31 protein-coding genes are annotated in these 26,274 nt (G+C 73.1%); 14 read left to right on the top strand and 17 right to left on the bottom strand.

Annotated elements, in window-relative coordinates; all coding sequences use genetic code 11:
* Positions 1 to 64: 64 nt before the first annotated feature.
* Entirely contained in the window at positions 65 to 1,603 is a 1,539-nt protein-coding gene (locus ACWD11_RS11275) for a vWA domain-containing protein (protein ID WP_389415922.1), read from the top strand.
* An 82-nt stretch (positions 1,604 to 1,685) separates the two neighbouring features.
* On the opposite strand, the gene ACWD11_RS11280 is transcribed toward ACWD11_RS11275, so the two are convergent.
* Positions 1,686 to 2,078 carry a rodlin gene (locus ACWD11_RS11280; RefSeq protein ID WP_389415923.1) on the bottom strand — a complete coding sequence of 131 codons (393 nt, stop codon included), beginning with the start codon at positions 2,076 to 2,078 and terminating at the stop codon, positions 1,686 to 1,688.
* Between the two features lie 238 nt (positions 2,079 to 2,316).
* On the opposite strand from ACWD11_RS11280, the gene rdlA reads away from it, so the two are divergent.
* The 3 genes from rdlA to ACWD11_RS11295 all read left to right on the top strand — a co-directional run bounded on the left by rdlA (position 2,317) and on the right by ACWD11_RS11295 (position 4,081).
* Complete coding sequence (gene rdlA / locus ACWD11_RS11285) at positions 2,317 to 2,712, top strand: rodlin RdlA (RefSeq protein ID WP_389415924.1); 396 nt, start codon at positions 2,317 to 2,319, stop codon at positions 2,710 to 2,712.
* Between the two features lie 291 nt (positions 2,713 to 3,003).
* The gene (locus ACWD11_RS11290; RefSeq protein ID WP_389415925.1) at positions 3,004 to 3,231 is read left to right on the top strand and encodes a chaplin; all 228 of its coding nucleotides are present in this window, start codon (positions 3,004 to 3,006) and stop codon (positions 3,229 to 3,231) included.
* Between the two features lie 136 nt (positions 3,232 to 3,367).
* A complete protein-coding gene (locus tag ACWD11_RS11295) occupies positions 3,368 to 4,081 on the top strand; it encodes a chaplin (RefSeq protein ID WP_451282750.1) in 714 nt (237 codons plus the stop codon).
* A gap of 66 nt (positions 4,082 to 4,147) precedes the next feature.
* Here the strand turns inward: ACWD11_RS11295 and ACWD11_RS11300 are convergent, their stop codons facing one another.
* On the bottom strand, positions 4,148 to 5,413 hold the full coding sequence (locus ACWD11_RS11300) for a carboxylate--amine ligase (protein WP_451282600.1): 1,266 nt from the start codon (positions 5,411 to 5,413) through the stop codon (positions 4,148 to 4,150).
* A 125-nt stretch (positions 5,414 to 5,538) separates the two neighbouring features.
* Between ACWD11_RS11300 and ACWD11_RS11305 the strand changes: the two genes are divergently transcribed.
* Positions 5,539 to 6,771 (top strand): glycoside hydrolase family 26 protein, encoded by a 1,233-nt coding sequence (locus tag ACWD11_RS11305; protein ID WP_451282602.1) that lies wholly within the window; start codon positions 5,539 to 5,541, stop codon positions 6,769 to 6,771.
* 22 nt (positions 6,772 to 6,793) lie between these two features.
* Here the strand turns inward: ACWD11_RS11305 and ACWD11_RS11310 are convergent, their stop codons facing one another.
* The 8 genes from ACWD11_RS11310 to ACWD11_RS11345 are packed head-to-tail and all read right to left on the bottom strand — an operon-like array spanning position 6,794 to position 15,952.
* The gene (locus ACWD11_RS11310) at positions 6,794 to 7,885 is read right to left on the bottom strand and encodes a GNAT family N-acetyltransferase (protein WP_451282604.1); all 1,092 of its coding nucleotides are present in this window, start codon (positions 7,883 to 7,885) and stop codon (positions 6,794 to 6,796) included.
* Positions 7,882 to 8,535 carry a YveK family protein gene (locus ACWD11_RS11315; RefSeq protein ID WP_389415929.1) on the bottom strand — a complete coding sequence of 218 codons (654 nt, stop codon included), beginning with the start codon at positions 8,533 to 8,535 and terminating at the stop codon, positions 7,882 to 7,884. Before ACWD11_RS11315 ends, ACWD11_RS11310 begins: the two co-directional genes overlap by 4 nt.
* Entirely contained in the window at positions 8,532 to 9,680 is a 1,149-nt protein-coding gene (locus ACWD11_RS11320; RefSeq protein ID WP_451282606.1) for a glycosyltransferase, read from the bottom strand. The genes ACWD11_RS11315 and ACWD11_RS11320 overlap by 4 nt, the downstream gene beginning before the upstream one ends.
* A complete protein-coding gene (locus ACWD11_RS11325) occupies positions 9,677 to 10,435 on the bottom strand; it encodes a polysaccharide deacetylase family protein (protein ID WP_389415931.1) in 759 nt (252 codons plus the stop codon). Before ACWD11_RS11325 ends, ACWD11_RS11320 begins: the two co-directional genes overlap by 4 nt.
* Positions 10,419 to 12,068 (bottom strand): murein biosynthesis integral membrane protein MurJ, encoded by a 1,650-nt coding sequence (gene murJ / locus ACWD11_RS11330; RefSeq protein ID WP_451282608.1) that lies wholly within the window; start codon positions 12,066 to 12,068, stop codon positions 10,419 to 10,421. Before murJ ends, ACWD11_RS11325 begins: the two co-directional genes overlap by 17 nt.
* Positions 12,065 to 13,363, bottom strand: a complete 1,299-nt coding sequence (locus tag ACWD11_RS11335) for an O-antigen ligase family protein (protein WP_451282610.1) — start codon at positions 13,361 to 13,363, stop codon at positions 12,065 to 12,067. The genes murJ and ACWD11_RS11335 overlap by 4 nt, the downstream gene beginning before the upstream one ends.
* 4 nt (positions 13,364 to 13,367) lie before the next feature.
* Complete coding sequence (locus tag ACWD11_RS11340; RefSeq protein WP_451282612.1) at positions 13,368 to 14,795, bottom strand: sugar transferase; 1,428 nt, start codon at positions 14,793 to 14,795, stop codon at positions 13,368 to 13,370.
* Entirely contained in the window at positions 14,792 to 15,952 is a 1,161-nt protein-coding gene (locus tag ACWD11_RS11345) for a glycosyltransferase (protein WP_451282614.1), read from the bottom strand. Before ACWD11_RS11345 ends, ACWD11_RS11340 begins: the two co-directional genes overlap by 4 nt.
* Before the next feature lie 460 nt (positions 15,953 to 16,412).
* Here ACWD11_RS11345 and chpG point away from each other — a divergent pair, with 460 nt between their 5' ends.
* From chpG to ACWD11_RS11385, 8 genes are all read left to right on the top strand, one after another.
* Positions 16,413 to 16,652: a chaplin ChpG gene (gene chpG, locus ACWD11_RS11350; protein ID WP_389415936.1), complete on the top strand. Its 240-nt coding sequence runs from the start codon at positions 16,413 to 16,415 to the stop codon at positions 16,650 to 16,652.
* Between the two features lie 245 nt (positions 16,653 to 16,897).
* The gene (locus ACWD11_RS11355; RefSeq protein ID WP_451282616.1) at positions 16,898 to 17,734 is read left to right on the top strand and encodes a hypothetical protein; all 837 of its coding nucleotides are present in this window, start codon (positions 16,898 to 16,900) and stop codon (positions 17,732 to 17,734) included.
* A 192-nt stretch (positions 17,735 to 17,926) separates the two neighbouring features.
* Positions 17,927 to 18,214, top strand: coding sequence for a hypothetical protein (locus ACWD11_RS11360; protein WP_389415938.1), 288 nt, complete (start codon positions 17,927 to 17,929; stop codon positions 18,212 to 18,214).
* Positions 18,215 to 18,402: 188 nt separating this feature from the next.
* Entirely contained in the window at positions 18,403 to 18,900 is a 498-nt protein-coding gene (locus ACWD11_RS11365; protein ID WP_389415939.1) for a DUF5949 family protein, read from the top strand.
* Positions 18,900 to 19,505: a vitamin K epoxide reductase family protein gene (locus ACWD11_RS11370; RefSeq protein WP_389415940.1), complete on the top strand. Its 606-nt coding sequence runs from the start codon at positions 18,900 to 18,902 to the stop codon at positions 19,503 to 19,505. The genes ACWD11_RS11365 and ACWD11_RS11370 overlap by 1 nt, the downstream gene beginning before the upstream one ends.
* Positions 19,506 to 19,623: 118 nt before the next feature.
* The gene (locus ACWD11_RS11375) at positions 19,624 to 20,136 is read left to right on the top strand and encodes a hypothetical protein (protein WP_389415941.1); all 513 of its coding nucleotides are present in this window, start codon (positions 19,624 to 19,626) and stop codon (positions 20,134 to 20,136) included.
* 138 nt (positions 20,137 to 20,274) lie between these two features.
* Positions 20,275 to 20,739: a tyrosinase family oxidase copper chaperone gene (locus ACWD11_RS11380; RefSeq protein WP_389415942.1), complete on the top strand. Its 465-nt coding sequence runs from the start codon at positions 20,275 to 20,277 to the stop codon at positions 20,737 to 20,739.
* Complete coding sequence (locus tag ACWD11_RS11385; protein ID WP_451282619.1) at positions 20,723 to 21,589, top strand: tyrosinase family protein; 867 nt, start codon at positions 20,723 to 20,725, stop codon at positions 21,587 to 21,589. Before ACWD11_RS11380 ends, ACWD11_RS11385 begins: the two co-directional genes overlap by 17 nt.
* 114 nt (positions 21,590 to 21,703) lie before the next feature.
* Here ACWD11_RS11385 and ACWD11_RS11390 read toward each other — a convergent pair whose 3' ends face one another.
* The 4 genes from ACWD11_RS11390 to ACWD11_RS11405 form a co-directional block, all read right to left on the bottom strand.
* Entirely contained in the window at positions 21,704 to 22,030 is a 327-nt protein-coding gene (locus tag ACWD11_RS11390) for a chaplin (protein ID WP_389415944.1), read from the bottom strand.
* Between the two features lie 153 nt (positions 22,031 to 22,183).
* Complete coding sequence (locus ACWD11_RS11395) at positions 22,184 to 23,143, bottom strand: D-2-hydroxyacid dehydrogenase family protein (RefSeq protein WP_451282621.1); 960 nt, start codon at positions 23,141 to 23,143, stop codon at positions 22,184 to 22,186.
* 10 nt (positions 23,144 to 23,153) lie between these two features.
* Positions 23,154 to 23,324, bottom strand: coding sequence for a hypothetical protein (locus ACWD11_RS11400; RefSeq protein ID WP_389415946.1), 171 nt, complete (start codon positions 23,322 to 23,324; stop codon positions 23,154 to 23,156).
* Positions 23,325 to 23,361: 37 nt separating this feature from the next.
* Complete coding sequence (locus tag ACWD11_RS11405) at positions 23,362 to 23,718, bottom strand: PRC-barrel domain-containing protein (RefSeq protein WP_451282624.1); 357 nt, start codon at positions 23,716 to 23,718, stop codon at positions 23,362 to 23,364.
* 184 nt (positions 23,719 to 23,902) lie between these two features.
* Here ACWD11_RS11405 and ACWD11_RS11410 point away from each other — a divergent pair, with 184 nt between their 5' ends.
* A complete protein-coding gene (locus tag ACWD11_RS11410) occupies positions 23,903 to 24,220 on the top strand; it encodes a hypothetical protein (protein ID WP_389415948.1) in 318 nt (105 codons plus the stop codon).
* Positions 24,221 to 24,276: 56 nt separating this feature from the next.
* Here ACWD11_RS11410 and ACWD11_RS11415 read toward each other — a convergent pair whose 3' ends face one another.
* From ACWD11_RS11415 to ACWD11_RS11425, 3 genes are all read right to left on the bottom strand, one after another.
* Positions 24,277 to 24,993, bottom strand: a complete 717-nt coding sequence (locus ACWD11_RS11415) for a GAF and ANTAR domain-containing protein (protein WP_389415949.1) — start codon at positions 24,991 to 24,993, stop codon at positions 24,277 to 24,279.
* Positions 24,994 to 25,071: 78 nt separating this feature from the next.
* Positions 25,072 to 25,833 (bottom strand): ANTAR domain-containing protein, encoded by a 762-nt coding sequence (locus ACWD11_RS11420; RefSeq protein WP_451282626.1) that lies wholly within the window; start codon positions 25,831 to 25,833, stop codon positions 25,072 to 25,074.
* Entirely contained in the window at positions 25,823 to 26,239 is a 417-nt protein-coding gene (locus tag ACWD11_RS11425; protein ID WP_389415951.1) for an STAS domain-containing protein, read from the bottom strand. Before ACWD11_RS11425 ends, ACWD11_RS11420 begins: the two co-directional genes overlap by 11 nt.
* Positions 26,240 to 26,274: the final 35 nt, after the last annotated feature.

A 26,274-nucleotide genomic window follows, 5' to 3' on the forward strand; every position in this document is an offset into this window, starting at 1 on the left:
TTCCGCCCCCGGGCCCCGTCACAGTCACAGAAGTCGGCGTCAACGGACCCAGGGGGCACGGACGATGGCACGGTACGGCACACGACGACGGTGGCGGGGCGCGGTGCTGGCGCTCACGACGGCGGGCCTGCTGCTCACGGGCTGCGGCCAGGGCAGCGGCGACCACGCGACGGACAGCACGGACAAGAACGGCGACTACCACCCGGCCCCGGCCCCCGACAGCGGCGGGCACGACGAGCGGGACGACGACGGCACGTCCCGGGACATCGCCCCGTCCCCCGACCACCTCTCCACCTTCGCCCTCGACGTCGACACCGCCTCCTACGGCTACGCCCGCCGCACCCTCGCCGAGGGCCGGCGGCCGGACCCGTCGTCGATCCGCCCCGAGGAGTTCGTCAACAGCTTCCGCCAGGACTACCCGCGCCCCGACGGCAACGGCTTCTCGGTGACCGTCGACGGAGCCCGCACCGACCGGGAGGACTGGTCGCTGGTCCGGGTCGGCCTGGCCACCCGCCCCTCGGAACAGCGGGGTGAACGACCGCCCGCCGCCCTCACCTTCGTCCTGGACATCTCCGGCTCGATGGCCGAACCGGGCCGGCTGGACCTGGCCCAGGAGTCCCTCGGCGTGCTGACCGACCGGCTCCGCGACGACGACTCGGTCGCCCTGGTCACCTTCAGCGACCGGGCCGAGACCGTCCTGCCGATGACCCGCCTCGGCGGCAACCGGGACGCGATCCACGACGCGATCGACGATCTCGAGCCCATGTACTCCACCGACCTGGGCGCGGGCGTCGAGACCGGTTACGCGACCGCCGTCGAGGGCCTGCGCGAGGGCGCCACCAACCGTGTCGTCCTCGTCTCCGACGCCCTCGCCAACGACGGCGACACCGACCCCGACACCATCCTCGAACGCATCGAGGGCGCCCGCCGCGAACACGGCATCACCCTCTTCGGCGTCGGCGTCGGCAGCGACTACGGCGACGCCCTGATGGAACGCCTCGCCGACCGGGGCGACGGCCACACGGCGTACGTCTCCGACTCCGACGAGGCCCGAACGGTGTTCTGCGAACAACTGCCGAGGAACATCGACCTCACCGCCCGCGACGCCAAGGCCCAGGTCGCCTTCGACCCTCAGACGGTCGCCGAGTTCCGCCTCGTCGGCTACGACAACCGCCGCGTCGCCGACGACGACTTCCGCGACGACCGGGTGGACGGCGGCGAGGTCGGCCCCGGCCACACCGTGACCGCCGTGTACGCGGTCCGCACCGTGCCCGGCGCCGACGGCCACCTCGCCACCGCCACCGTCCGCTGGCAAGACCCCGACACCCGCGCCCCGCACGAGGAGTCCGGCCGGCTGGAGCGGGCCTCGCTCCACGACGACCTCTGGAGCGCGAGCCCCCGCTTCCAGGTCACGGCCGTCGCGGCCTACTTCGCCGACGCCCTCCGCCGCGGCGACGACCCCCGGCCCGCACTGCCCGGCGCGCCGCCCCTGCGCGAACTGGCCGTGCACGCCGGCACGCTGGCGGACACCACCGGGGACCGGGCGGTGCGGGACCTCGCCGCGACCATCCGCCGGGCCCTGCCCCTGGAAACCGAGGACTGACCGACCGCCCACCGCCGGCAGCGCCGGACACACTGAAGGGCGGGGCCACCGGACAACCGGTGGCCCCGCCCTCGTACCGGCGTCAGCGCTCGCTGTTCTCCGACAGGATCGACACGTCCTCCAGGAGGTGCGCCAGCGCGCCGTCCCGCTTGGTCTGCGTCGAGTTCTCGGCACACTGCTGGTTCATGTCGTCCGACAGGATCGGGAGGTCCTGGATCGAGACGATGTTGACGATGGGGACGTTGATGTCCTCCAGGGCGATGCAGGGCTTGTTGAAGGAGCCCTGGATGAGCGCCATCTGCGGGCTCATGTTGCCGTACGTGCTCGAGTTGCCGAAGCTCTGCATCGCCCCGTTGCCGTTCGAGGTGACCGGACCGCTGTCGTCACCGATCGCCAGCGCCTGCGGAGCCGTGGCAGCGGAGACACCCACGACGGAAGCGGCGAGAGCCGCGGTGGCAATAACCTTCTTGATCACTGGCCAGTCCTTTCAGAGAAAACGTGTGCACCGGAGCGCTCTGATCCAACTGATCTGGCGCGACTTGGTTTCTCCCGTTCACTCCGTCGGCCCACACCGCGGACGTTTGCCGGGCCGCTCCGCGGGGACCGCGTTTCGACTCCGTGCGGGCCAACCGGGTGAACCCCCGCAACCAATCCCGACGCGCTCGGTTGATGAAGCCGTACGACATGCGTCGCTACGAGGAAAGGAACGCGAAGTGCTCAAGAAGGCAATGGTCGCCGCGGCGGCTGCCGCTTCTGTCATTGGTATGTCGGTGGCGGCGGCTCCCCAGGCGCTTGCCATCGGTGACGACTCCGGCCCGGCCGTGGCCAACGGCAACGGTGCCAGTTCGTCCTTCGGCAACTCGGCGACCAAGGGCGACATGAGCCCGCAGCTCTCGCTGGTCGACGGGACGCTGAACAAGCCGTGCGCCGCGCTGGAGGACATCAACGTCGCCGTCATCAACATCGTGCCGATCCAGGACGTCCCGATCCTGTCGGACGACCTGGCGCAGCAGTGCACCGACAACTCCACGCAGGCCAAGCGCGATGGCGCGCTCTCGCACATCCTGGAGGACCTGTCGGTCCTGTCGGCGAACGGCGAGTCGAACTGAGCCGTGGCCCCACGCAGCCCGGGCGGTCCGCTGAATTCTCTGCGGGCCGCCCGGTCGCGTCAGGGAACGGACCCTCCGGGCGACGCGACGGTGTGCTCGTCACTCTCCCGGCGGAGCGGCGGCGGCGTGGAACGAGGCATGCGAGTGAACTTCGCGGTGTCGCACGTTCCATGGCTTCCTCATCCGTGAATTGCTCGTTAGCAGGCTGCAGGTCATGGTGCGAGCCGTTCCAGCTGCGCTCGCTTCGGCTTCGGCCGACAAAGAGGCATGACCGCTGAGAAGGGATAGTTCATGAAGAAGAGCGTTGCTGTTGTCGCGGGCGCCATCATGGCCATGGGTATGGCCACCCCGGCGTTCGCCGACGCGGAGGCCAAGGGTGCGGCCATCGGCTCCCCCGGCGTCCTCTCGGGCAATGTGGTCCAGATTCCCGTGCACGTTCCGATCAACGTGTGCGGCAACTCCGTGAACGTCATCGCCCTGTTGAACCCGACGTTCGGCAACACCTGCGTCAACGACTGACGACGCAGCGCACCAGCCACTCCGCTTGTGGCACGGCCGGCCTCGGACGCCTTCTCCCCGTTCCGAGGCCGGTTTTTTTTCCTTCACTTCTTCAAGCAGGAAGACAACGAGATTGCGACAGACCCTGAGCAGGGGAATGGTCGCGGCCGCCGCCGCGACAAGCATTCTGTCCCTGTGCGGTGCTCCCGCCCTCGCCGACACGAGCGCGGACGGGGGTGCCAAGGATTCGCCCGGCGTGGCGTCCGGCAACGATGTGTCGGCGCCGGTCGAGCTCCCGGTCAACGCCTGCGGCAACACCGTCGACGTGGTCGCCGCGCTCAACCCGTCCTTCGGCAACGACTGCGCCACGGCGGACGACGCGACGAAGCGCGGTGCGTACGGGGAGCCGTACGACGATTCCGGATACGGCCACGGCGACGACGACCGCGACCACGACGACCGCGACCACGGGGACGGGGACCACGGGGACGGGGAGGGGGGGTACGGCGACACGCCCTCGCCGAAGCCGCCCACGACACCCCCGGGCGGCGGACACACGCCTCCGGGCGGTGAGCACACGCCTCCGGATGGTGGTCACACGCCACCGCCGCCCGGTGGGGAACAGACCCCTCCGCCGCCCGGTGGTGACCACACGCCCCCGCCGCCCCCTGGCGGTGAGCACACCCCTCCGCCTCCGGTCGGTGAGCACACGCCGCCGCCACCTCCCGGCGGGGGTCACGACGGGCCGGTGCCCATGCTGCCCGAGACCGGTAGCGGTGAGGGCATGCTGGCCGCGTCCGGTGCCAGTGCCGCTCTGATCGCGGGCGGGGCCGTTCTGTACCGTCGAGGACGGGCCGCGTCCCATCGGTGAGACGAACCACGGGTGCCGGACGTCCAGTACGTCCGGCACCCGTGGTGTGTGCCCCCCCCCCGCACCTCAGTGACTGCCCGCCTTCTCGTCGTCGACGACCGGCGCCTTCCCCTGCCGGACCACGCGCGCCTCGGCCGGCGGCCCTGACCGCCGGCACAGGTGGCGCAGCCGGTCCAGCACGCGGCGCGACACGTGCCTGGTCCACAGGGTCCACATCGCCCGGCCCGGCGCCCGGTCGTCCGGGGCGTACCAGGCCGTCTCGCGGCCGTGCCGCGTCGGACGCAGGGCCGTCAACGGCGCATAGTTCTCCACGACGAACATCCGCCCCGGACGCGGTGACCCCTCCGGCAGCGGGCGGTGGGTCAGGTCCAAATGCAGGGCTCGTACGACGTCCAGTTCCGCGGTGTCCGTGAAGAGACGGAACTGGGCGCCCGGGCGCGGGTTGAAGTCGAGCAGGTGGTACTGGCCCGTCGTGGCGCAGCGGCGGAAGTCGAGGTCGAGGATGCCGCGGTAGCCGAGGTGCGCCACCAAGTCCGCCGCCAGCGCCCGCACCTGGGGGTCGGGAGTCCAGCGGCCCACCGCGGTCAGCCCCGCGCCGCGCGGCCAGGACAGGTGCTTCGCCCCGGTGCCGCCCGCCCGGAGGGCGCCCGCGCGGTCGACGTACCCGTGGAAGAACCAGTCCAGGTCCGGACCCGGCGGCAGGAACGCCTGGAGCAGCAGCTCGCTGCCCGCTTCCGCCGTGCGCGCGTACAGCTCCCGTGCCTGCTGTGCCGAGCGGATGACCGCCGTGCTGCGCAGCCCGCTGCCGGGCGGCAGCAGCCAGGGGCGGCTCCACTTCGCGACCACCGGCAGGCCCAGCCGCCAGGCGTCCGCCGCGGCCTCCGAGGCGCTGGCCGGGACGAGCGTGCGGGGGTGCGGGATGCCCGCCGCGGCGCAGATCCCGGCCAGCTCGGCCTTGTCGGCGACCCGCTCGGGCAGTGAACGGGGCTGCTGCGGCAGCAGATACGCGGGGGAGAGCTCCGCGCCGAGCCGGCTCACCGCCACCGCGCCCGCGTCGTCCATCGGGATCAGCACGGCCGGCCTCGCGATCCCGGCGGCCACCCTGCGCAGCGCCCCCGCGATGTCGGCCGGGGCCGCACCGGGCGCAGGCGCCGGGTGCACGCGGGTCACGAAACGGGAGCGGCGTACGGGGGACGCCACGCAGTCGGCGACCACATGCACCTCCACGCCCGCCCGGCCCAGCGAGCGCATGGCGCCCAGCGTTCCGTGGTGAAAGGGATTCCGGTCGATCCGCAGCAGTACTGCGGGGATCCGGGTGTCGAACAGCGACACGGACTCAATTCCTTCGGTCGGGCGAGCGGGGCACTCGAAAGCCGTAACAACGGTGGCGTAATGCCTGCTCATATGACTGGGTGTCAGTAATGGGAAATACCGCGAGTGTGGAGAAAGGAGCAGGCATGGCCCCACAGCAGCGACCGGCCCGGTCCCGTCGGCGGCTGGCGTGTGTCGCGGTGGTCGTCGCCGCGTCCGCAGCCCTGGCGTCCGGTACGGGATTCGCCGCGGGCACGGGGGTGGGCCGGGTCGCCGATCCTCCCGCTCCGGCACCGACGGCCACCGCACAGGCGACCCCGGCACCCGCGGCGCTGGCCCAGCACACCCCCGCCTTCGGCGCCTACCTCGACTACAGCGCCCGGGGCGTCGACCGGATCGCCGAGCTCAGCCGCTGGCTGGACGGGGCCGACCTGCGGGTCGGTCACACGTACCTGCCCGGCGACCGGTGGAGCAACATCGAGGGCGCCCCCAACTTCCTGGAGGCCTGGGCCGACTGGCGACGGGAACGGGACGACCGGATGTTCGTCCTCAACGTCCCCATGCAGGAGCGCAACGAGGAGGGCGTCTCCGACACCGAGGTCCGGCAGTTGCTGCGGGAGGGCGCGGCCGGCGCCTTCGACCGCCACTACCGCCGCCTCGCCGAGCGGCTGGTGGAGCTGAAGGTCCCGGACACGGTGATCGTGCTCGGCTGGGAGATGAACGGCATCACGTACACCCATCGCTGCGGCCCCGACCCGGAGGCGTGGAAGAAGTACTGGAACAGGATCGTCACCACCATGCGTGCGGTGCCGGGGCAGAAGTTCCTGTTCGATTTCACCCCGACCCGGGGCCGGGACGCCGTTCCCTGGACGGAGTGCTATCCGGGCGACGACACGGTCGACATCATCGGAATGGACGCGTACGACCAGCCGCGCGGAATGTCGTTCGACGAACAGGTGAAGGAGCCCTACGGTCTCCAGGCGCACGTGGACTTCGCCAAAGCCCACGGCAAGCCCATTTCCTATCCGGAATGGGGACTCTTCCGCAACGGTGACAATCCCGAGTACATGCGGCGGATGCTCGCCTGGATGGACGAGCACAAGCCGCTGTACAACACGCTGACCGACTACTGCCCGCACGGTGTGTGGCAGTGCCGGGCCAACCCCGAGTCGGCGGAGATCTACCGCTCGGTCCTGTCCGGCCGTACGGACGTGCCGCAGCCCACGCCCGAGCCCACGCCGGAGCCGACCCCGGGCGAGCCCACCGCTCCGCCCGTCACCCCGCCGAACTGCTCGCCGCTGGAGTTGGGCGACTGGGTGGAGTACTGGCTCGGCGGGAAACTGTGCCTGCGCTTCGACTGGTTCTCGCGCAACCGGTGAGCCCCCGGTGGCGGCGGGCCCGTCAGGACCTGCCGCCACCGTCGCGCTCCTTCCAGCGGCGCACCAGTTCCTTGCCCCGACGCCGGGCGGCGACCGAGCTCAGCGCCGCCGCCAGCAGCGGGGCGGTGCGCCGCCGGGCCAGCAGCAGCCGCCGGTTCTCGACCGGTTCGGGCCGCCAGTGGTGCTTGTACGGCTCATTGCCGCGCAGCAGGCTCAGCGTGCCGCGCGCGTACTCGGTGGACGCCTCCAGCAACATCACCGCCACGTCCGCCTTGCGCTCCCGCAGACACGGATGGGCGCCGTACAGGTAGCCGCCCGCCAGATTGGGCGACAGCAGCGTCAGATCGACGGCGACCACGTCGTCGTCCAGCCGGAACTCGGTGACGACCGCGTCCCCGCCGGCCACCATCGGGCCGACCGCGCGCACCAGATGGTCCCGGAAGCGGGGGCGCAGGTGCTCGGGCGTCACCTTGCGGCCCTGCCACTGGAGTTCGTGCAGCTCCAGCAGCCGCCGCAGCGCCTTGTCGACCTCGGCCGGTTCCACGACGTGCCGCTGGATGCCGAGCGCGGCCAGTCTGCGCAGCTTGGCGCGGGCGCGCTGCTGGGTCTTCGCCAGGGGCAGCCGGGTGATCAGCTCGGGCATCGGAGCTGCGGGCAGTTCCAGGCACAGGGAGTCGGGCACCCGGCTGCGCGGGCCCGGCCAGTGGTCGTAGAGCCGCTCGGCCGCGGCGCCCGGGCGGACCTCGCGCAGATCGATCAGGGCCGTGCGGGCGGCTGCCGCCAGGCCGTCGGTGAGCGCGGCGACCGCCGGTTCGCCGCGTTCGTCGTCCAGCAGCACGTCCCCGTAGTCGGAGATCGCGCCGCCGAGCGGTACCAGCGCGGGCAGCGGGCGGCGCACCCGCATCAGCGGGGCGGCGGCGACGAGCTCGTCCCGGTCGCGGACCAGCACCACCCGGAGCCGGCCGGGACAGCCGTAGGACAGCCACCAGGAGTGCAGCCAGGGGTGGCTCTGGAACGGGGTCGCGGTGGCGCACCTGCCGTACAGCCGCGACCAGTCGGCGGACAGGGCGGCGAAGGTGTCCTCGTCGGTGACGAGTTCGGTCGTGTACGTCACAGCTGTCCGCGGACGTCGGCGGCGGGGGCCGGGCCCGGTACGGCGGGGCGCCCGGGGTCCGCGCCGCCGCGCCGGGGCCGCACCAGCAGCGCCAGGCCGCCGAGGAGTCCGCCCCCGCTCGCGCCGACCAGCCCGGTCACCCCGGCGGACACCGAGGAGGGCTCGGTGGGCTCGGTGGCGCGGGCGAACTGCTGGAGCTCGACGTGGGTGGACTTCTCGACGTCGTTCGCGTGCCGGGTCAGGGCGCGGGAGACGGCGTTGGCCATGTCGGCGGCGAGGTCGGCGCGCTCGGAGGTGGCGGTTACGGCGACCATCGGGGCGTCCGGGGAGGTCGCGGTCCGCACGCTCTCCTTCAGCGTCGACACCGGGACGCCCGCCCACACCTGGGCGTCCCCGAGCACCGCGAGCTGGGTGGCGACCCGGCCGTACGCCTGGGCGAAGCCGAGCGCGGAGACCGGGTCGGACTTCTCGCCGGGGACGGCGACGACATAGCTGGTGGCCGTGTAGGTCGGCGTCCTGACCAGGCCGTACGCGCCGCCGAGCAGGCCGCCGGCGAGGGCGCCGGCCACGATCAGGGACCACGGCGGCAGGGCCTTGGCGCGGACCAGGGGAGCGATCGGGCGGCGGTGCCCGGTGAGGGTATCGGTCATGCGGGACTGACCTCCTGGGGTGACGGGGGCGCCGGGGCGGTGACGGCGCGGTACACGTCCATCAGCCGGGTGGCGCTGCGGGTGATGCCGTAGTGCAGGGCGGCCTCGGCGGGGGTGCGCGGCCGGGGGCCCTCGGCGCGCGTCGCGACGAGGGCCCGGGCGAACTCCTCGGGACCGCCCCGGACCCGGCGGGCGGCCGGCGCGGCCTCGGCGGGGAGGTCCTCGATCGCCGGGCAGGAGGTGTAGAGCACGGGCAGTCCGCTCGCCAGCGCCTCCACGGCGGCCAGGCCGAACGCCTCCTCCGGGGAGGGGGAGGCGAAGACGTCCATCGCGGCCGTCAGGGAGGGCAGGTCCGGGCCGGGGGAGCCGTCGGGGACGTAGGGGCGTTCGCCGGTGAACAGGACCCGGTCGGCGACCCGGGCCTCGTGCGCGGTACGGCGCAGGACGCTCTCCTCGGGGCCGCCGCCGACCAGCAGCAGCCAGCAATCCGCGGGGAGATGGGCGAGGGCTCGCACCAGGGTGCCGAAGTGCTTGCCCGCGGTGAGCCGGCCGATGCCGCCGATGACGTACGCGTCCTCGGGCAGCCCGAGACGGCGGCGGGTGCGCTCGCGCCGCGCCGGGTCGAAGCGGAAGCGGTCCAGGTCGATGCCGTTCGGGACGACCTCGATCCGGGGCGCGGGCACGCCCCAGCGCTCGAGGCGGTCGGCGACGGTCGGCGACACGGCGACGGTCTTGCGGCCGAGGCGTTCGCCCGCCAGGTACAGGGCGCGCACCCCCGGGCTGAGCCGCCGCCCCTCCATCTGCGAGTCGCCGAGGGAGTGTTCGGTGGCCACGACCGCCCTGACGCCGGCCGTGCGGGCGGCGAACCGGCCGTAGAGGCAGGCGCGGTAGAGGTGGGTGTGGACCAGGTCGTAGCCGCCGGTGCGGATCAGGCGGGTCAGCCGGGGCAGGGCGGCGAGATCGCGGTTGCCGGCCATGCCGAGGTGGACGACGCGCACGCCGTCGGCGACCAGGCCGTCGGCGACCGGGCCCGGGTTGGTGAGCGTGACGACATCGCACGTGACCGGCAAGTGCCTCAGCAGCAACCGCAGTTGCTGCTCGGCGCCGCCCACCCCGAGGCCGGTGATGATGTGCAGGGCCTTCACCGCAGGCCCGCCACGGGGCGTCGGCGCAGCCGGTGCAGACGGTGCTTGAGATAGAGGCGTACGGCGGTGTCGTTCTGGCCGACGTGGACGCGGGGGAGGGCGTGCGGGGAGGTGAGCGGGCCGGGATCGATGGCGCAGGCGTAGGTGTAGCCGGCCGCCCGGACCGCCTCGACGGCGCGGGCGTCGACCGTGCCGTACGGGTAGCAGAAGCCGTCGACCGGAGCGCCGGTCAGCTCCGAGAGCACCGCTCTGCTCTCGGCGGTCTCGGCGCGCAGCAGGTCGTCGTCGGCCTGCGTCAGGTCGACATGGGTCAGGCCGTGCGAGCCGATCTCCACTCCGGCCTCGGCGGCGTGCCGGATGCCGTCGGCGGTCAGCAGCGGCTTGCGCGGGCCGAGCGGGTCCCAGGCGTTGTCGCCGCCGAGCCTGCCGGGCAGGACGAACAGGGTGGCGCCGCAGTCGTGCCGGCGCAGCACGGGCAGGGCGTGGTCGACGAAGTCGGCGTACCCGTCGTCGAAGGTGAGCCCGACCAGGCCGTGCCCCTCGCCCCGGGCGCGGGCGGCGAGCAGGGCGGCCACGGACACGCCCCGCAGGCCCCGGCGGCGCAGCCGGCCGAGCTGTTCGCCGAGGCGCTCGGGGGTGACGGTGATCCGGTAGGGGTCGTCGGAGCAGTCGCCCACCGAGTGGTACATGGCCACCCACGGGGCCGGTCCTGGGCGGGGCCCGAGGCGGGGGCCGGTGTCAACGGAGACGGACATGGCGGAGCCTTTGCGTGACGGTGCGGACAGGGGCGAGGCCTTGGGCGCCGAGGGCCCAGCCGGTCAGGAGGAACACGCCGGTCACGGTCGTGGCCCCGGCGGTCAGGGCGGGCAGGGCGGCGTCGAAGCGGGCGGCGGCCAGGGCGCCGGCGGCGGTGGCGAGCACCGCGGCCGCTGTCGGCCTGCTCAGTTCGCCCAGCACCCGCCGGGTGCCGATCGGGACGGCCCGCCGGCGCATTCCGGCGAGCAGCAGCAGGGCGGTGACGGTGATGCCGGCGGCGTTGGCGGCGGCGATCCCGGCCACGCCCCAGGGGTCCACGGACCAGGCGCCGAGGCAGCAGGTGACGGCGATGCCGACGGTCATCGTCGCGAGCGGGTACCAACTGGGGCGGCCCGCCGAGAAGTAGGAGCGGATCAGGGCGCCGGTCAAAGTCTGGCCGAGCAGCCCGAGGGCGTACACGCGCATGACGTCCGCCGTCGCCGCCGTGTCCCGGGCGGTGAACGCGCCGCGCTGGAAGAGGAGTTCGACGATCTGCGGGGCGCAGGCGATGACCGTGGCGGCACCGAGCAGCACCACGCAGGCGGCCAGCGCCAGATCGCGCTCCACCCGGACGCGGGCCCGCGCGAAGTCGCCCTCGGCCACCGCCCGCGCCACCACCGGGAAGGTGACCGTGCACAGCATCAGCGAGAGCGTCATCGGGATCTGGGCCACCTTCTGCGCGTAGTTCAGATGCGAGATGGACCCGGCGGGCAGCGTGGAGGCGAGGAAACGCTCGATGAGCACCTGGGACTGACGGCACAGCGCGAACAGCAGCACCGACGCGACCAGCCCGAGCGACACCGCCTGCGCGTCGGCGGGCGCCGCCTCCGGAGCGACCGGCTTGCGCCGCAGCTGCCGCAGCACGAACGGCAGTTGGATGACGACCATCAAGGCGCCGCCCACCGCGACCCCGACGGCCGCCGAACGCACCCCCCAGTGGCCGCCGAGGACGAACATCGCCGTGATGATGCCGGTGTTGTACGCCACGTAGATCGCGGCCGGCGCCAGGAAGCGGCGGTGCGCCCGCAGGGCCGCGCTGCAGTACCCGGCGAGCCCGAAGCTCAGCACGCAGGTCGCGGTCAGGCGGGTGCAGTCGACGGCGAGCGAGGCGTCGGGCAGGCCGGGGGCGAGGGCCTCGACCAGGTAGGGGGCGGTCGCGACGACCAGGCCCGCCGCGGCGACCAGGGTGAGCGTCAGCTTCGGCAGCGTGCCGGCGACCAGCGAGCGGACCGGGTCGCCGGGGGCGCCCTGCGCGCGGCGGGCGAGCGCCAGGCTGAACGCGGGGACCAGGGCGAAGGCCAGGCCGTCCTCGATCAGCAGGGTCGAGGCGAACTCCGGCACCGTCCAGGCGACGAGGAAGGCGTCCGTCTCGGTGCCCGCCCCGAACAGCCGGGCCAGCGCCTGGTCGCGGGCCAGCCCCAGCAGGGCGCCGGCGATGGACAGCACGGCGGTGAGCAGGGTGGCCCGGGCCAGGAACTTCCCGGAGACGGGGGCGAGTCCGGTGCCGTCCCGCACCGGCCCCGGTTCCCCGGAGCGCGCCGGGGGCAGGGTCGCCGGGCCGTCGGCTCCGGTCCGTGGAGGCGTCACCGTCATCGTGCCGGGCCCTCCCCGGTCCTCGGGGCCAGTGCCCACCACGCCACCAGGCCCAGGCAGACCGCGGTCAGCACGGTCGAGGGGCCGCCGATGTCGGCGTACGCGAAGTCGGTCAGCAGCCATACCAGCAGCCCGCAGGCGACGAGCCCGCAGTCTGGGGCGGTCGTCCCGCGGATCCTGCGCAGGGCGCACACCAGCAGCGCCAGCCAGCCGCCCGCGAGCGCGAGCAGGCCGATCAGGCCCTGTTCGGCGAGGACGAGGAGGTACATGTTGTGCGGGGACAGCAGCGGCTGCTTGCGGAACCCGGTGCCCGCGCCCTCGGTGTCGCTCGCGGCGGACAGCGCCAGGGAGGCGTGCGCGTCCCGGTGCTCGGGGAAACCCTTCAGTCCGACGCCGGTCAGCGGCTGTTCGCGCCACATGCCGGCGGCGGCCGCCCACATCGTGTACCGGTCGGTGACGGACTGGTCGGGGGCGTCGGTGACCTGGGTGATACTGCTGATCCGCTGCTGCAGCATCGCCGAGCCGAGGCCGAACCCGCCCACCAGGATCACGGCCACCGCCGTCACCGCCGCGGCCACCGTCAGCGCCCGGCGCGGCCCGGCGAGCGCCAGCTGCAGCGCGCAGGCCACCGCGGTCGCGATCCAGGCGCCCCGGCTGAAGGAGAGGGCGAGCGGCAGGAGCAGGGCGAGGGCGCAGCCGGCGGCGATCATCCGCTGCCGTACCGGCGTGCGGCCGAGCGCCAGACCCAGCGCGCACACCAGGCCCAGGGAGACCACGGTCGCCATCCCCATCACGTCCTGCGCCCCGAAGGTGCCGACTGCCCGGACCGGCTCGCCCTGGTAGGAGGCGCCGGTGCCGGTCACGTACTGGTGCACTCCCAGGGCTCCCTGCCACCCGGCGAGGGCGACGAACGACCAGGCCAGCAGCCGGAAGTCGGACCGGTCGCGGAGCAGCAGCAGGACGGCCGCCGGGACCAGGACGAAGACCTGGAGATAGCGGCCCATGCCGGTGAGCCCCGCACCCGGCGAGGCCGCGCCCATGGCCGCGACCGCGAGCCCCAGCACGGGCAGGCCGAGGACCACGGCGGCCGTACGGGACAGGGGCCGCCGCCGGTCCCGTACGACCCGGATCGCGCAGTACAGCACCACCAGTGCGGACAGCGCGTCGGCCGGGCCGGCGCCGCCCTCGCCGTCGGCGCGAAGGGGCAGGGCGAGCAGGGCGACGACCGCCACCAGGGGCAGGGCCGGGGTGAGGACGGGGTGGGCCCGGGGTGGGGTGAGGGCGAGGCCGGCCACCGGGTCAGCTTCCCGTCGGGCGGACGAGGGCGGCCGCCGTGCGCAGCAGGATGCAGATGTCCTGCCACAGCGACCAGTTGTCGATGTAGGCGTTGTCGAAGCGGGCCCGGTCCTCGATGGAGGTGTCGCCGCGCAGCCCGTGGATCTGGGCGAGCCCGGTGATGCCGGTCTGCATCCGGTGGCGGGCCGCGTAGCCGGGGTAGGTCTGGCTGAACTTGCCTACAAAATACGGGCGTTCGGGCCGCGGTCCGACCAGGCTCATGTCGCCCCGCAGCACGTTCCACAGCTGGAGCAGCTCGTCCAGCGAGGTGCGGCGCAGGAAGCGGCAGAACCACGACATGCGCGCCTCGCCGGCGACGCTCCAGCGGGTGGCCGCCTCGTGCTCGTCGACCGGACGGTGGGTGCGGAACTTCAGCAGGGTGAAGGGGCGCCCGTCCTTGCCGATGCGCTCCTGCCGGAAGACCACCCCGGGCCCGTCGGTCAGCCGCAGCACCACCGCGCAGAGCAGCAGCATCGGGCTGACCAGCAGCAGCAGCGCCCCGGACACCGTGATGTCCAGGGCCCGCTTGCCCGCGCTGCCGCGGCGCCGCGTGGTGCCCAGGTCGAGGCGGCGGCAGGCGAACCCGGCGAGCTGCTCGCGGGTGGCGTACGTCGGGGAGTCCGCGTCGACCTCCCACACCGCGCACCCCGACCCGGCGAGCGCCCGCAGCAGCGGCGCCCGTTCGGACCGTACGGAGGGGTGCACGGCGAGGACGTCACGGACGCCGTTCTGGATCAGGGCCCGCTCGACCTCCTCGCCGGTGGTCAGCACGGGCAGCCCTTCGGTGCCGTCCGGGTCGTCGGCGACGATGCCCACCGGCCGCACCCCGCACCGCGGGTGGCGCAGCACGCCGTCGGCCACGCGCTGGGCGGTGGCCGCCGGGCCGATGACGAGGGCGGCGCGCGGCCGGGCGAGCAGCGCGCCGGCCCGGCGCCGGTGCACCAGACCGCGGGCCGCGCAGCAGGCCGCCGCGTGGGTCAGGAAGCCGAGCGTGAGGGTGCGCGCGGAGAGCGCCTGGTCCGGGGCGTACGCGGCGACCGCGGTCGCCAGCGCCAGCCAGGCCACCGCGGTCCGGCCGCAGACGGCGGGCAGTTCGTCGAGTACGCCGGTCGCGGTCCGGGACGGCTGCGGGCGCAGCAGCAGCGCGGCGGCCACCAGCAGTGCGGCCGGCAGCGGGCGGAGCTGGGCGGCGGTGAGCACCCAGGCGCCCAGCAGGGCGGCGGCGGTGTCGGCGGCCAGCAGCGGTACGGGGGAGGCGGGCCGCGGGCGGGGTCTGCGGGCCGGGAAGCGGAAGCCCGGGGCCGCGCCGCGCGGCGGCATGAGGGAGACGGGCGAGGCAGGCAGGTCCCGTGGCTGCCCGGCGGGCGAGGGGACGGTGCTGTCGGCAGTCACGAGTGGATGGACTCCCTGTGCTCGGTGGGCACGCGGCGGGCCAGCAGGTCCTGGTAGACCTCCGCGACCGCCTCGGCCGTGTGCCGCATGTCGTGCGTGGACCGGACGTGCCTGCGCCCCTGATGGCCGAGGGACTCGCGCAGCAGCGGGTCGCGCAGCAGTTCGGTGACGGCCGTGGCCAGCCGGGCCGGGTCGCGCGGCGGTACCAGGCAGTGCGGCTCCAGCGAGGGGGGCAGGCTCTCCCGGGCGCCGTCCACATCGGTCACCACCACCGGACGCCCGCACGCCATCGCCTCCAGCGGGGCGAGCGCCATGCCCTCCCAGCGCGAGGGCAGGACGACGAGATCGGCGGCCTGGTACCAGGGGGCGGCGTCGGCGACGGGCCCCGCGAACAGCACCGACTCGGGCGCCCGGGCCCGCAGTGACGCGGCGTCGGGACCGTCGCCGACCAGCACGAGCCGGGCTCCGGGCACCCGTTCCGCCACCGAGGCCCACGCCCGCAGCAGGACGTCCTGCCCCTTCTGCCGGCACAGCCGCCCCACGCACACCACCAGCGGCGCCCCGGGATCGACGTCCGGCAGCAGCCCGGCGCGTACGGTGCCCGCGGCGGCGGGGTGGAAGTGCTCGGGGTCGATGCCGTTGGGGATCACCGTGTACCGGCCGCGGATCCCGGCGCGTACCCCGGTCACCCGCTCCGCCTCGCTCACACACACCACGCGTGAGGCCCAACGGGCCCCCTGACGCTCCCAGTTGAGCGCGAAGGCGGCCATGGCGCCGCCGACCGCCGCGAACGACCAGGCGTGCGGCTGGAAGACGGTCGGGATCCGCCCGCGCACCGCGAGCCGTCCGGCGAGCCCGGCCTTGGCGCTGTGCGCGTGCACCAGATCGGGCCGTGCCGCCTCGATCACCTGCGTCAGACGCCGTACCTCTCGAACAAGAGTCGGGCCCGGCGCACGGCTTGCGGGCCAGGCGTGCACGTCGGCGCCGAGCGTCCCCAGGGCTGCGCTCAGCGGGCTGTCGGGGCAGGCGACCGTGACGTGCAGTCCGGTCGCGAGCTGGGCGCGTACCAGGTCCGTCACGACCCGGGCGACCCCGCCCTCCACGGGCTGGGTCAGATGGAGGATCCGAGGCGGAGGGTCGGTGGCTGACAGGTGCATTGCGCGGTTTCCTCGCTCACGGGTGTCGCGGGGGACGGGCGGGATCGCGCCTCGGCTCTGGGCGTCGACGGCGACCAGGAGCGCGCCGGCGCACACTGCGTCCCGCTGGGAAACGAGCCGGATGGCCCACGGGTCACCACCGGCTCGCGGCGCCGTGCTCGGTTCGAACGGGGCGGAGTTGTGGCGGGCCCAGACAGTGGCGCATCACCGGGATGCCTTTCGGGAGAACGGCGAGGGGACGGTGCGATGTGCTGGCAATAGGGGCGCGTCGGGAGGCCCGCAACTCTAGTTGCTATCCGTATTAATCCGTTGAAACCGGACAAGTGTGTCGGATTGGTGAAGCCGGACCGCTCACCGGATCACCCCATTGGCGGCACAACCCCGGTGCGCGTCCCGCGTTGACACAACGCCGGGCATCCCCGCCCGGCTGTTTGTGTCAACCCCCAAGGAGCACCTCTCCATGTCGCGTATCGCGAAGGGCCTGGTCCTTACGTCTGTTGCCGCCGCGGCCGTTGCGGGCGGCGCCGGCATCGCCGCCGCCGACGCCGACGCGAAGGCCGTCGCCGCCCACTCCCCGGGCGTGCTGTCGGGCAACGTCCTCCAGGTTCCGGTCCACATCCCGGTCAACGTCTGCGGCAACACGATCAACGTGATCGGCCTGCTGAACCCGGCGTTCGGCAACACCTGCATCAACGACTGACGTCGTCGCGAGAACCTGACCGGCCGCCCTTCCGTGGATCCGCCACGGCGGGGCGGCCGGTTCGCGTTACCTCGAACGGGGCATCCCGGCACCCACCCGCACGGCAGCCTTGACGCGCCTCTCACCAGGCATGACGTCGTCGGCACGGCGTGCGGGCGGTCACCCTGGGCACTCGAACGGTTGCAGAGCGCGAGAGGCGATTTCACGGTGGGCACAAGAAGGAAGCACCACCGAAAGGAACACCCATGCGTGCTCTGCCCGCACGGCGTATCGCGTCCTCCGCGCTGTGCGCCACCCTCCTGCTCGGAATCGCCGGTCCAGCCGCGATGGCCGCCGACGACTCCGCCCGTGAGCGCACTCATGCGGCGTCCCACGCGCCCGTCCCCGACGCGGAAGCGCTTCTCGCCCAGGTCAAGTCCCTGGGTGACATCGGTGGTGTGCTCACGCCGGTCACCGACCTGCTGACCGACGTGCTCAAGGCCGACGAGGGCCGGCTGTCCGCCGCGGACGCCGAGAAGCTCGGCAAGGCCGCCAAGGACGCCATCGCCAAGGCCTCGGCCGCCGCTCCGGCCGCGAACCTCTCGGCGACCTCGACCGTCCCCACCCCGCCGCCTGCCCCCACGTCCCCGGCCGCTCCCACGTCCCCGGCCGCTCCCACGTCCCCGGCTGTCCCCACGGCGCCGGCCGTTCCCACGGCGCCCAGCACCCCCGCCGCGCCCAGCACCCCCGCCGCGCCCAGCGCGTCGGCCGAGCCCGCGCTGCCCGCCACGCCGAGCCTGCCGGCCACGCTGCCGACGCTCAGCAAGTTCGACGACGCCAAGGCACCCGCCGCGCAGGCCCCCGCCGACCTCGTCGGGGATGCCCTTGCCGCCCTCCAGAAGGGCGTCGACTCCCTGCTCGCCGCCGTCACCGCCGGGGACGTCGGCAAGGTGACCTCGGCCGTGACCGGGCTGCTGACCGATCTGGTCGACGTGGTCGCCGCCACCCTGGTCGGCGGCAAGCTGCCCGCCCCGACCCTGGCCGGACTGCCGCAACTGCCGAGCGCACCCGCCGCACCAGCCGGTCTGACGCCCGCCCCGTAACACACGGCGAAGCCGCAAAAAAGCCGTTGTGCCGGTTGATTTGACCGGCACAACGGCTTTCTGAATTTCTCTACGTCTTTCTTGGATCTCATATGAGGATGCGGGCCCGGGGTTTCCGGTCCGGCGTCAGGTCGTTAGGCACGGCGGCAGAATTCCCCGTGGTGACTGTGAGTTGCCGAAGAAAGGAACACGATGAAGTCCCTGAAGGCCGCTGCTGTCGTTGCCGGTTCCCTGGTCGTCGCCGGTGCTGCCGCGCCCGCGTTCGCCCACAGCACCGCCGACCTCACGCCCACCAGCCTCAACGGAGCCTGGAACACGCTCACCAGTGGCCGCCTGTCGCCCGCTGACGCGATGCCGCTCCAGAACCAGTCGAACGCGCTCAACACCGAGAACAAGGACTCCATGCTCAGCACCGTGAAGGGCGCCACCACCACCCTGAACCAGGCCGGACTGCTCGGCGGGCTCCCCGTGCAGAGCTGAATTCGGCAATTGCGCACCGGGAGCGGCCGATTTCGTGGCGCACGGAATCGGCCCTCGGTATGTGCCGCCGAGTCGCCTGGCCTCGTTCCAGGCACGGGTAACTCGTTCGTGTGGACACCAGGCGGGGCGTCACCCGGTCGGGTGAGCAGTGTTCCGGAGCCGTTCTCATGCGTCGATAAGGTCGCGCGGTGACCTCAACCTCAAGCGAGAGCCGCGCTTTCCGCGCCGCCGATCTCGGCACGCTCGTCGTCATGGCCTGGAGCGGCGAGGCCCCCGGCGGCGACATGCCCTATCTGCTCGCCTACACCCTCGGCGACGGTGCCGGGGGACCGGAGGGTTCGATCGACGCCGTAGCGGCGCTGCTGGAGAACAACGGCCTGCCGGTCGGCGGGGACCTCGTCGACGGCGCCGCCCAGCCCAGCCTCCCGGTCAGCCTGCTCGTCGAGGCCGGACAGGCCGTCGTCAGCATGCCCGGCTTCAACGCCCAGTGCGCTCCGCCCCAGGAGTGGCTGCGGGCCGTCGCCGAACGCGGCTACGCCTACTTCGTGTTCACCACCCGGCCCTGGCCCGAGGCCGAGCCCGGCAAGCCGATCGTGCCCGAGGCGCTGGCCGAGTTCGTCGGCGCCGACGAGACCCTGAACGCCGCCGCGCACATCGTGCTCCCGGCCCGCACCCTGCGCGGCTGATGGCCACGACCGCGGGACGGACCGCGCGGACCGTGGGCGCGGGGCGGGGGTTCGCCCTGCTGCTGGTGCTCACCGGCGCCGCCGGGCTGCTGGCCTCCTGGGTCATCACCATCGACAAGTTCAAGCTGCTGGAAGACCCGGACTTCACCCCGGGATGCAGCCTGAACCCGGTGGTGTCCTGCGGCAGCGTGATGGAGAGCGACCAGGCCGAGGCCTTCGGATTCCCCAACCCGATGCTGGGCCTGGTCACTTACGCCGTCGTCGGCTGCGTCGGCGTCAGCCTGCTGGCCGGGGCCCGGTTCCCGCGCTGGTACTGGCTGACCCTCGCCGCGGGCTGTCTGTTCGGCGTCGGGTTCGTGTCCTGGCTCCAGTTCGAGTCGCTGTACCGGATCAACGCCCTGTGCCTGTGGTGCTGTCTGGCGTGGATCGCCACCATCGTCCTCTTCTGGTACGTCACCTCGCTCGTCGTGCGCGAGCGGCTGCTGCCCGCGCCGGGCTGGGCGGTCGCCTTCCTCGGCGAGTTCACCTGGGTGCTCGCGGTGGTGCACCTCGGTGCGGTCGGGATGCTGATCCTCACCCGCTGGTGGGACTTCTGGACGAACTGACAGGACGTAGGTCGTACTACTGCGGCGATCGGGGGAATTGTGCGCTGGAGGTGATCCCGGAGTCGTTGTGCGGTACGGACGCCGATCCACCGAACCCCTGGAAGGGACCGTAGCTGAGATGAAGTCGACCACCCGAGGAACCCTCGCCGCCGTCGTCACGGGCCTCGCGGCCGCGGTAGCCGGCGCCGCCCCCGCCGCCGCGGTCGGCACGGTCCCCGTCCCGGTGCCGCTGGACGGCGTGGAGAGGTCCCTCAACATCGAACTGCCCCAGCTCGGCGCCGAGATCCCGGTGCCGGTGCCGGGCTCCCCCGACGGCCCGCGGTACGTCGAGGGCCGGCTCATCCCCGAGCGGGTCATCCCGCAGCTGCCGGTCAGCGCCGGTCTGCCGGGCGGGAACCTGCGTGCGCCGCTGCCCCACATCCTCGGCGACGAATTCGACCACGTCGCCCTCCACGCCCCGGCCTCCGACCTGCGCGCCCTGGCGCCGGGCCTGACCCTGGACGCCCCGCTCACCCCGCCGAACCCGGACAACTTCGGCCTGCCGGAGCCCAAGCTGCCGCAGGCGGGCGTGCTGACCCCGGTCGTTCAGACCGTGACGGCCGCCGACGTGGTGACGGGGCCCGGCCTGTAGCCGCGCCTTCGCGAGGGCCCGGGGCGCGCACCGCCGACCGGGCCCTTCGGCTTTTCCGGTTTCCGGGGCGGACGCGGTGACCGGGCGGGCCGGGTGGGGGTTACCGCTGTGACAAGCCAACCGGAAGAGGAGCGCACGATGGTCGTCGACGTCGGCACAGTGGCAGTGGACGCGGAGCCCGGAGCGCTGGGCACGGTGAGACCGGGTGGACGGCGGGACCTGCTGCGCGGGCTGGTCGCGGCGGTGGGTGCCCTGACGCTGGCACCCGTCGTCGCGGCCTCCCGGCCGCAGGCCCCCGCCCAGGGACTGGACGCCCCCGGGGAGATCGCCTTCGACGAGACCTACCGCGGCCGCCGCATCCGCGGCATCCGGACCTCGGTGGGTCCCACCGTCGGCGCCGCCCAGTGGTACGTCACGGTCGACGGCGTACGCCTGCATCTGATGCGCCGGGCCGACGGCACCTGGCTGAGCATGATCGACCACTACCGCTCCTACGACACCCCGCTGGACGCGGCCCGTGCGGCGGTCGACGAACTGGGGCCGGGGGAGCGGCTGCGGGACGAGGAGACGGACTCGGGGGGCCACCATGGCGTACACGCGTAAGGACGTCAGCACGCTGACCCGGACCGAGCGGCGGCGGCTGGTGAAGGCGCTGCTGGAGCTCAAACGCCGGGGCGAGTACGACGAGTTCGTGCGGATGCACATCGAGTACTACGTCTCCGACGGCGAGGGCGGACTGCGTACGGCCCATATGACGCCGTCCTTCCTGCCCTGGCACCGGCAGTTCCTGCTGGACCTGGAGCGGGCGCTGCGCCGGGTGGACCCCTCGGTGACGCTGCCGTACTGGGACTGGACGAAGGACCGTTCGGCGGCCTCCGCGCCCTGGACCGCGGACCTGCTCGGCGGCACCGGGCGGCGCTCGGACCGGCAGGTGATGACCGGGCCGTTCGCCTACGCGGAGGGCAACTGGACCCTCCGGGAGAACGTCACGGACGGCAGGTTCCTCACCCGCGACCTCGGGCGGGTGCGCGATCCGATCGCGCTGCCGACGAAGAGCGATCTGGAGTGGGCCCTGGCGGATCCGGTCTACGACGCGCCGCCGTGGGACTCGACCGTCCGCAAGGGGTTCCGCAACAAGCTGGAGGGGTGGGGCCAGGGGCGCGGCCCGGTGGCCTGGCGCAATCACAACCGGGTGCACCGCTGGGTCGGCGGTGACATGGTCGGCGGCGCCTCCGTCAACGACCCGGTGTTCTGGCTGCACCACGCCTTCGTCGACCTGTGCTGGACGCGCTGGCAGCGGCGGCACCGGGTGCACCGGTATCTCCCGGCCAAACCGCCCGCGATCGGCGACGGACAGCGGGGGCGGATCGTCGCCCGGCACCAGAAGCTGCCGCCGTGGGACGTGACGCCGGACCAGCTGGAGGACGTGAGCCACATCTACCGGTACGCGTGACGGGGGACCGGGGGCGGGGGCGGAAGCAGGGACAGGGCAGAGCCCCGGCGCTCGGAGGTGCCGGGGCTCTGTTCCGTACGGGGACGTACGGGCGGTGCGGAGACGTGCGGGACGTCAGCCGCCGTAGCCGCCCTGGCCCTTGCCGTTGTCGTGGCCGCGGTCGTGACCGTGGCCGCGGTCGCCGTCCTTCTTGTCGTCGCCGCCGTTGTTGATGCAGGTGTTGCCGAAGGCCGGGTTCAGCAGGCCGACCACGTTGATGGTGTTCCCGCACAGGTTGATGGGGATGTGGATGGGGACCTGGAGCACATTGCCCGACAGGACGCCGGGCGAGTGGGCGGCGGTGGCGTTGGCGTCCGCGTCCGCCAGGGCCATCCCGGCTCCGCCGACCACCATGGCACCGGTGCCGACGGCGACAGCGGCAGCCTTCGCGATGCGCGACATCACGTTCTCCTTTGACTCGGTAAGTCCGGCGGCAGGGTGCGCCGCCGGACTTTCCGTTCAACGCCGGGACCCACGGCTGGTCACGGGGCCCGGGGGGAGATCACCCGGTCCTGTAACCCGTCCGGCGGTGTCCGACGGGGTGTGAGCGCGCAGTCAGGGGAGCTGCCGTACGGGCGAACCGGCGAGGAAGGCCTTGATGTTCTCCACGGCCTGGCCGTAGTAGGTGCGGTAGTTGGCCTGGGAGACATAGCCGAGGTGCGGGGTGGCCAGCAGGCCGGGTGCCGTGCGCATCGGGTGGCCGTCGGGGAGCGGTTCGGTGTCGAAGACGTCCACGGCCGCGCCGGCGAACCGGCCCGCGTGCAGGGCGGCGAGCAGGGCGTCCTGGTCCACGACGGCCGCGCGGGAGGTGTTGATCAGGTAGGCGGTCGGCTTGAGGAGGGCGAGTTCGGGGGCGCCGAGCAGACCGCGGGTGCGGTCGCCGAGGGCGAGATGGACGGAGACGAAGTCGCTGTCCGCGAGAAGTTCCTCCTTGGACCGTGCCCGGTGGACGCCGACTTCCTCCGCGCGCTTGTCGGTGAGGTTCTGGCTCCAGGCGCAGACCCGCATGCCGAAGGCGAGGCCGATTTGGGCCACCCGGGAGCCGATCCTGCCGAGGCCGAGCAGGCCGAGACGGCTGCCGTGCAGATCGGCGCCGATGGTGGACTGCCAAGGGCCGCCCGAGCGGAGGTTGGTGCTCTCCTCCACGATTCCCCGCGCGAGGCCGAGCAGCAGGGCCCAGGTCAGTTCGACGGGCGGGGTGGGGGAAGAGGCCGTACCGCAGACGGTGACGCCGTGGGCCTCGGCGGCGGCATAGTCGATGACGCTGTTGCGCATGCCGGAGGCGACGAGCAGGCGCAGCCGGGGGAGGCGGGCGAACAGGGAGGCGGGGAAGGGGACCCGCTCGCGCAGGGTGACCACGATGTCGAACTCGGCGAGCGCCGCGGCCAGGGCGTCCTCGTCGCCGAAGTGGAACCCGAAGGACACCACCTCCACGTCCTCGGCGATCGGCGCCCAGTCCACGAGCCCGGTCGCGACCTGCTGGAAGTCGTCGAGCACGGCACAGCGCAGCGGCACGGTGACGTCCCTAGCGGATGGGGCGGTGACCGGCGCGCTGGGACCAGCGGACGGCGGTGATGCCCAGCGCGGCCACCAGCACCGCGATGCCGATGATCAACAGGTAGCCCAGCCCTTCCGCGGCCACTCCGATGATTCCCAGCACGACGGCGACCAGCAGCAGAAACAGCAAGAGGGCCATGATGCGTACGCCTCCTCGGGCGGCTGAGGGCGGGCGGTCAGCGGCGCGCGAGTTTCCGCTCGCTGCCCGGGCCCGGCTGGTAGGGCAGGTCGTAGTACTGGAAGATCGCTTCCTCCGACTCGGCGGGCAGGATGTCGTCCATGCCGACCGAGGGCGCCTTCTTCACCAGCGTCCTGGGGTAGGGGACCCTGACGTAGTCCGGGCCGAGGGTGGCCTCGTCGAGGGGGACGAAGGCCAGCTGGTGGCGGGTGGGGAGCCCGGTGCGGACCGTGGCCATGGCCGGTTCGTCGGTGGCGGTGTCGACGTAGACCGCTTCGAGTACGCCGATCTTGTGGCCCTTCGGGTCGACGACGCTGCGGTTGCGCCACTCGCGGATGTCGGCTGCATGAATCATGGCTTGCCTCCGAGCCTGTGTTCTTCCAGGCTAACCGGGTATCTCCGCGCCGGGCCCCGCGTGCCGCGGGTTTCGGCCATGGTGGTCGGCGGGCATGCCGGTGCGGCCTTCCGGCGTACTACGCTGTGGGATGAGGCCCCAGTCCCCGGTATCGATGCTGTGTCCAGCTCCCGGGAGGCCCACTGTGTTCGTCCTGCTTCTCGTCCTCGTCGCGGTCCTGTTCGGCCTCGGCTTTCTCAGTCCCCTCTGGTGGGTGGCCGCGGCGGTGCTGCTGTACGCCGCGACCCGGCACGGCCGTGATCGGGGCGGCGGCACTCGGGGCGGCGGCGATCGGGGCGGCGGCCAAAGCCGCGGCGGCCGTTCCGGTGCCGGGGACTACCGGGAGTACCAGGAGCGCCGGAGTCGCCAGGAACGCTGGGACCGCCGCTACAGCCGCCAGAACCGGGCGCGCTGGCGGCGCGAGGACCGCCGGGACCGCCGTGACCGGGGGCACCGCGGGTGAGCCGTCCCCGGCCTGCCGTCCGGGGGTCCTGCCGCTCGTAGCCGACGCCGTGCGGGTCAGAATCCCAGGCCGGCGAGCGGTTCGGAATCCTCGATGAGGGCGCGGGCGACATCGGCCAGGCGCCGGTTGTGGGCACGGGCGTAACCGCGCAGTGCGGTGAACGCCTGCTCCATGTCGATGCCCTGGCGTTCGGCGAGCTTGCCCTTGGCCTGTTCGATCAGTACCCGGCTGTTCAGCGCCGTCTGCAGTTGCTCGTTGAGCACCGTGCTGCGCTCAGCGGTGCGTTGCTGCAGCACGCTGATGGTGGCGACGTCGGCCAGCGCCTGGGCGACGGGTGCGGCGGCCGGGTCGAAGGGGCCGGAATGGGCGCGGAAGAGGTTCAGGGCGCCGACGATCTCGTCCCGCAGACGCATCGGCAGGGCTTGGACCGCCCCGAACCCGCTGCGCTGGGCCGCCGGCGCGAAGCGCGGCCAGCGGACGGTCGCCGCACCGAGGTCGGGGACGACCACCGCGGCGCCCGTGCGGAAGCACTCCAGGCAGGGGCCCTCGTCGTTCTGCAGCTGGAACAGCTCCAGCAGGCGCACCTGTTCGTCGGAGGCGGCCATGACACGGAGTTTGCCGTCCCGGTCGGCGAGCAGGACCCCGGCGGCGCTCACGTCGAGCATGCCGACGCAGCGGTCGGTCAGCAGGCGCAGGAAGTCGATGAGGTCGAAGTCGGCGACCAGGTTGTCGGCCAACTCGACGAAGGTCTTGGCCAGAAGCTTTTGATCCATCGTAGGCACCCTCGATAGAGACTAGTCCCCTGCCCGAAGGGGCGGGAAGTACGCACGTTTCCCCACCGGAACCGGACGTCAGGTTCGCTCCCCGACCTGATCCGGCTCCGCGTCCGGGGAGAAACGGAGCCGTCGGGCCACCACGTCGGCGGCCACGTCCGCGAGCCGGCGTTCCCGCGCGTAGGCGTAGGCGCGCAGCCGGACTAAGGCTTCTTCGATGCCGACTCCGAGCTGAACCGTGAGCATTCCGCTCGCCTGGTCGATCTCCGCCCGGTACGCGCCGAGATCCTCGAAGCCGCGGTCCGGCGTCGGTACGCCGGCCGGCGCGCCCGTCTCGTCGATCCCCGTGTCGAGCAGCAGCAGCGTCGCGAGATCGGCGAACGCCAGCGCGTCGGCCAGCTCCTCGGCGTCCAGCACGGTCGGAACGTCGGCGTAGAGGTCCAGGACTCCCGGGCTGATCGCCCCCTTCTGCAGGGGGAGCGAGAACACCGCGCGGGCTCCCGCTTTCAGGGCCGCGTCGGCGAACACGGCCCACCGGTCGCGCAGTTCGGCGGTGAGCAGATCCGGCGCGAGGACGGCCGAGCCGCGCACGAAGGCGTCCACGCAGGGCCCTTCGCCCAACGTGAGCTGGAGCTCTTCCAGTTGCTCGCTGATGGCGTCGGTGCTGCACAGCGGATGGCTCACCGCGGCCCTGGACATCGCCGACAGCCCGGCCCCGCCGACCGGCAGCGCGGCCACGGCAGCGGTGCACACGTCCATCACGCTCACCGGCGCGCCTCGTCGGACCGCCTGCTCGGCCACCAGCATCCGGATGCGGGCCGACCGCCGGTCAGAGGCCACTCGGGCCACCGCCTGCCGGGTTGGTGACCAGGCCCTCCAGCCTTGGTGCGGGCGGGGTGCCGCCGAGCGGGGGCGGCAGCCGGCCGGACTGAGGGCCGAGGAGCAGGAGCCCGCAGCCGACGAGGTCGACGATCCGGACCAGCGTGGCCGGCGGATGGTGCAGTCGCAGGGTTCCCCCGGCGACGGCGGTCCGCTGCGCGGCGTGGAGGAATACGTTGAGTCCGCTGCAGTCGCAGAACGTGACGGGGGAGAGGTCGACAGCGATGGTGCGGATACCGTCCCGCAGGCACCGCTCCAGGCACTTGCGCACCGACGGCGCGGAGTCGAGGTCGATCTCGCCGTACAGGGTGATCAATGCCTGTTCCCGGTGGCCATGGTGGTGGACGGTGAGCTGGGAGAGGGGCATGACGCCTCGGTTCGGAAGCCATCCGGCAGCGGCCC

The organism is Streptomyces sp. NPDC002776 (assembly GCF_053592195.1).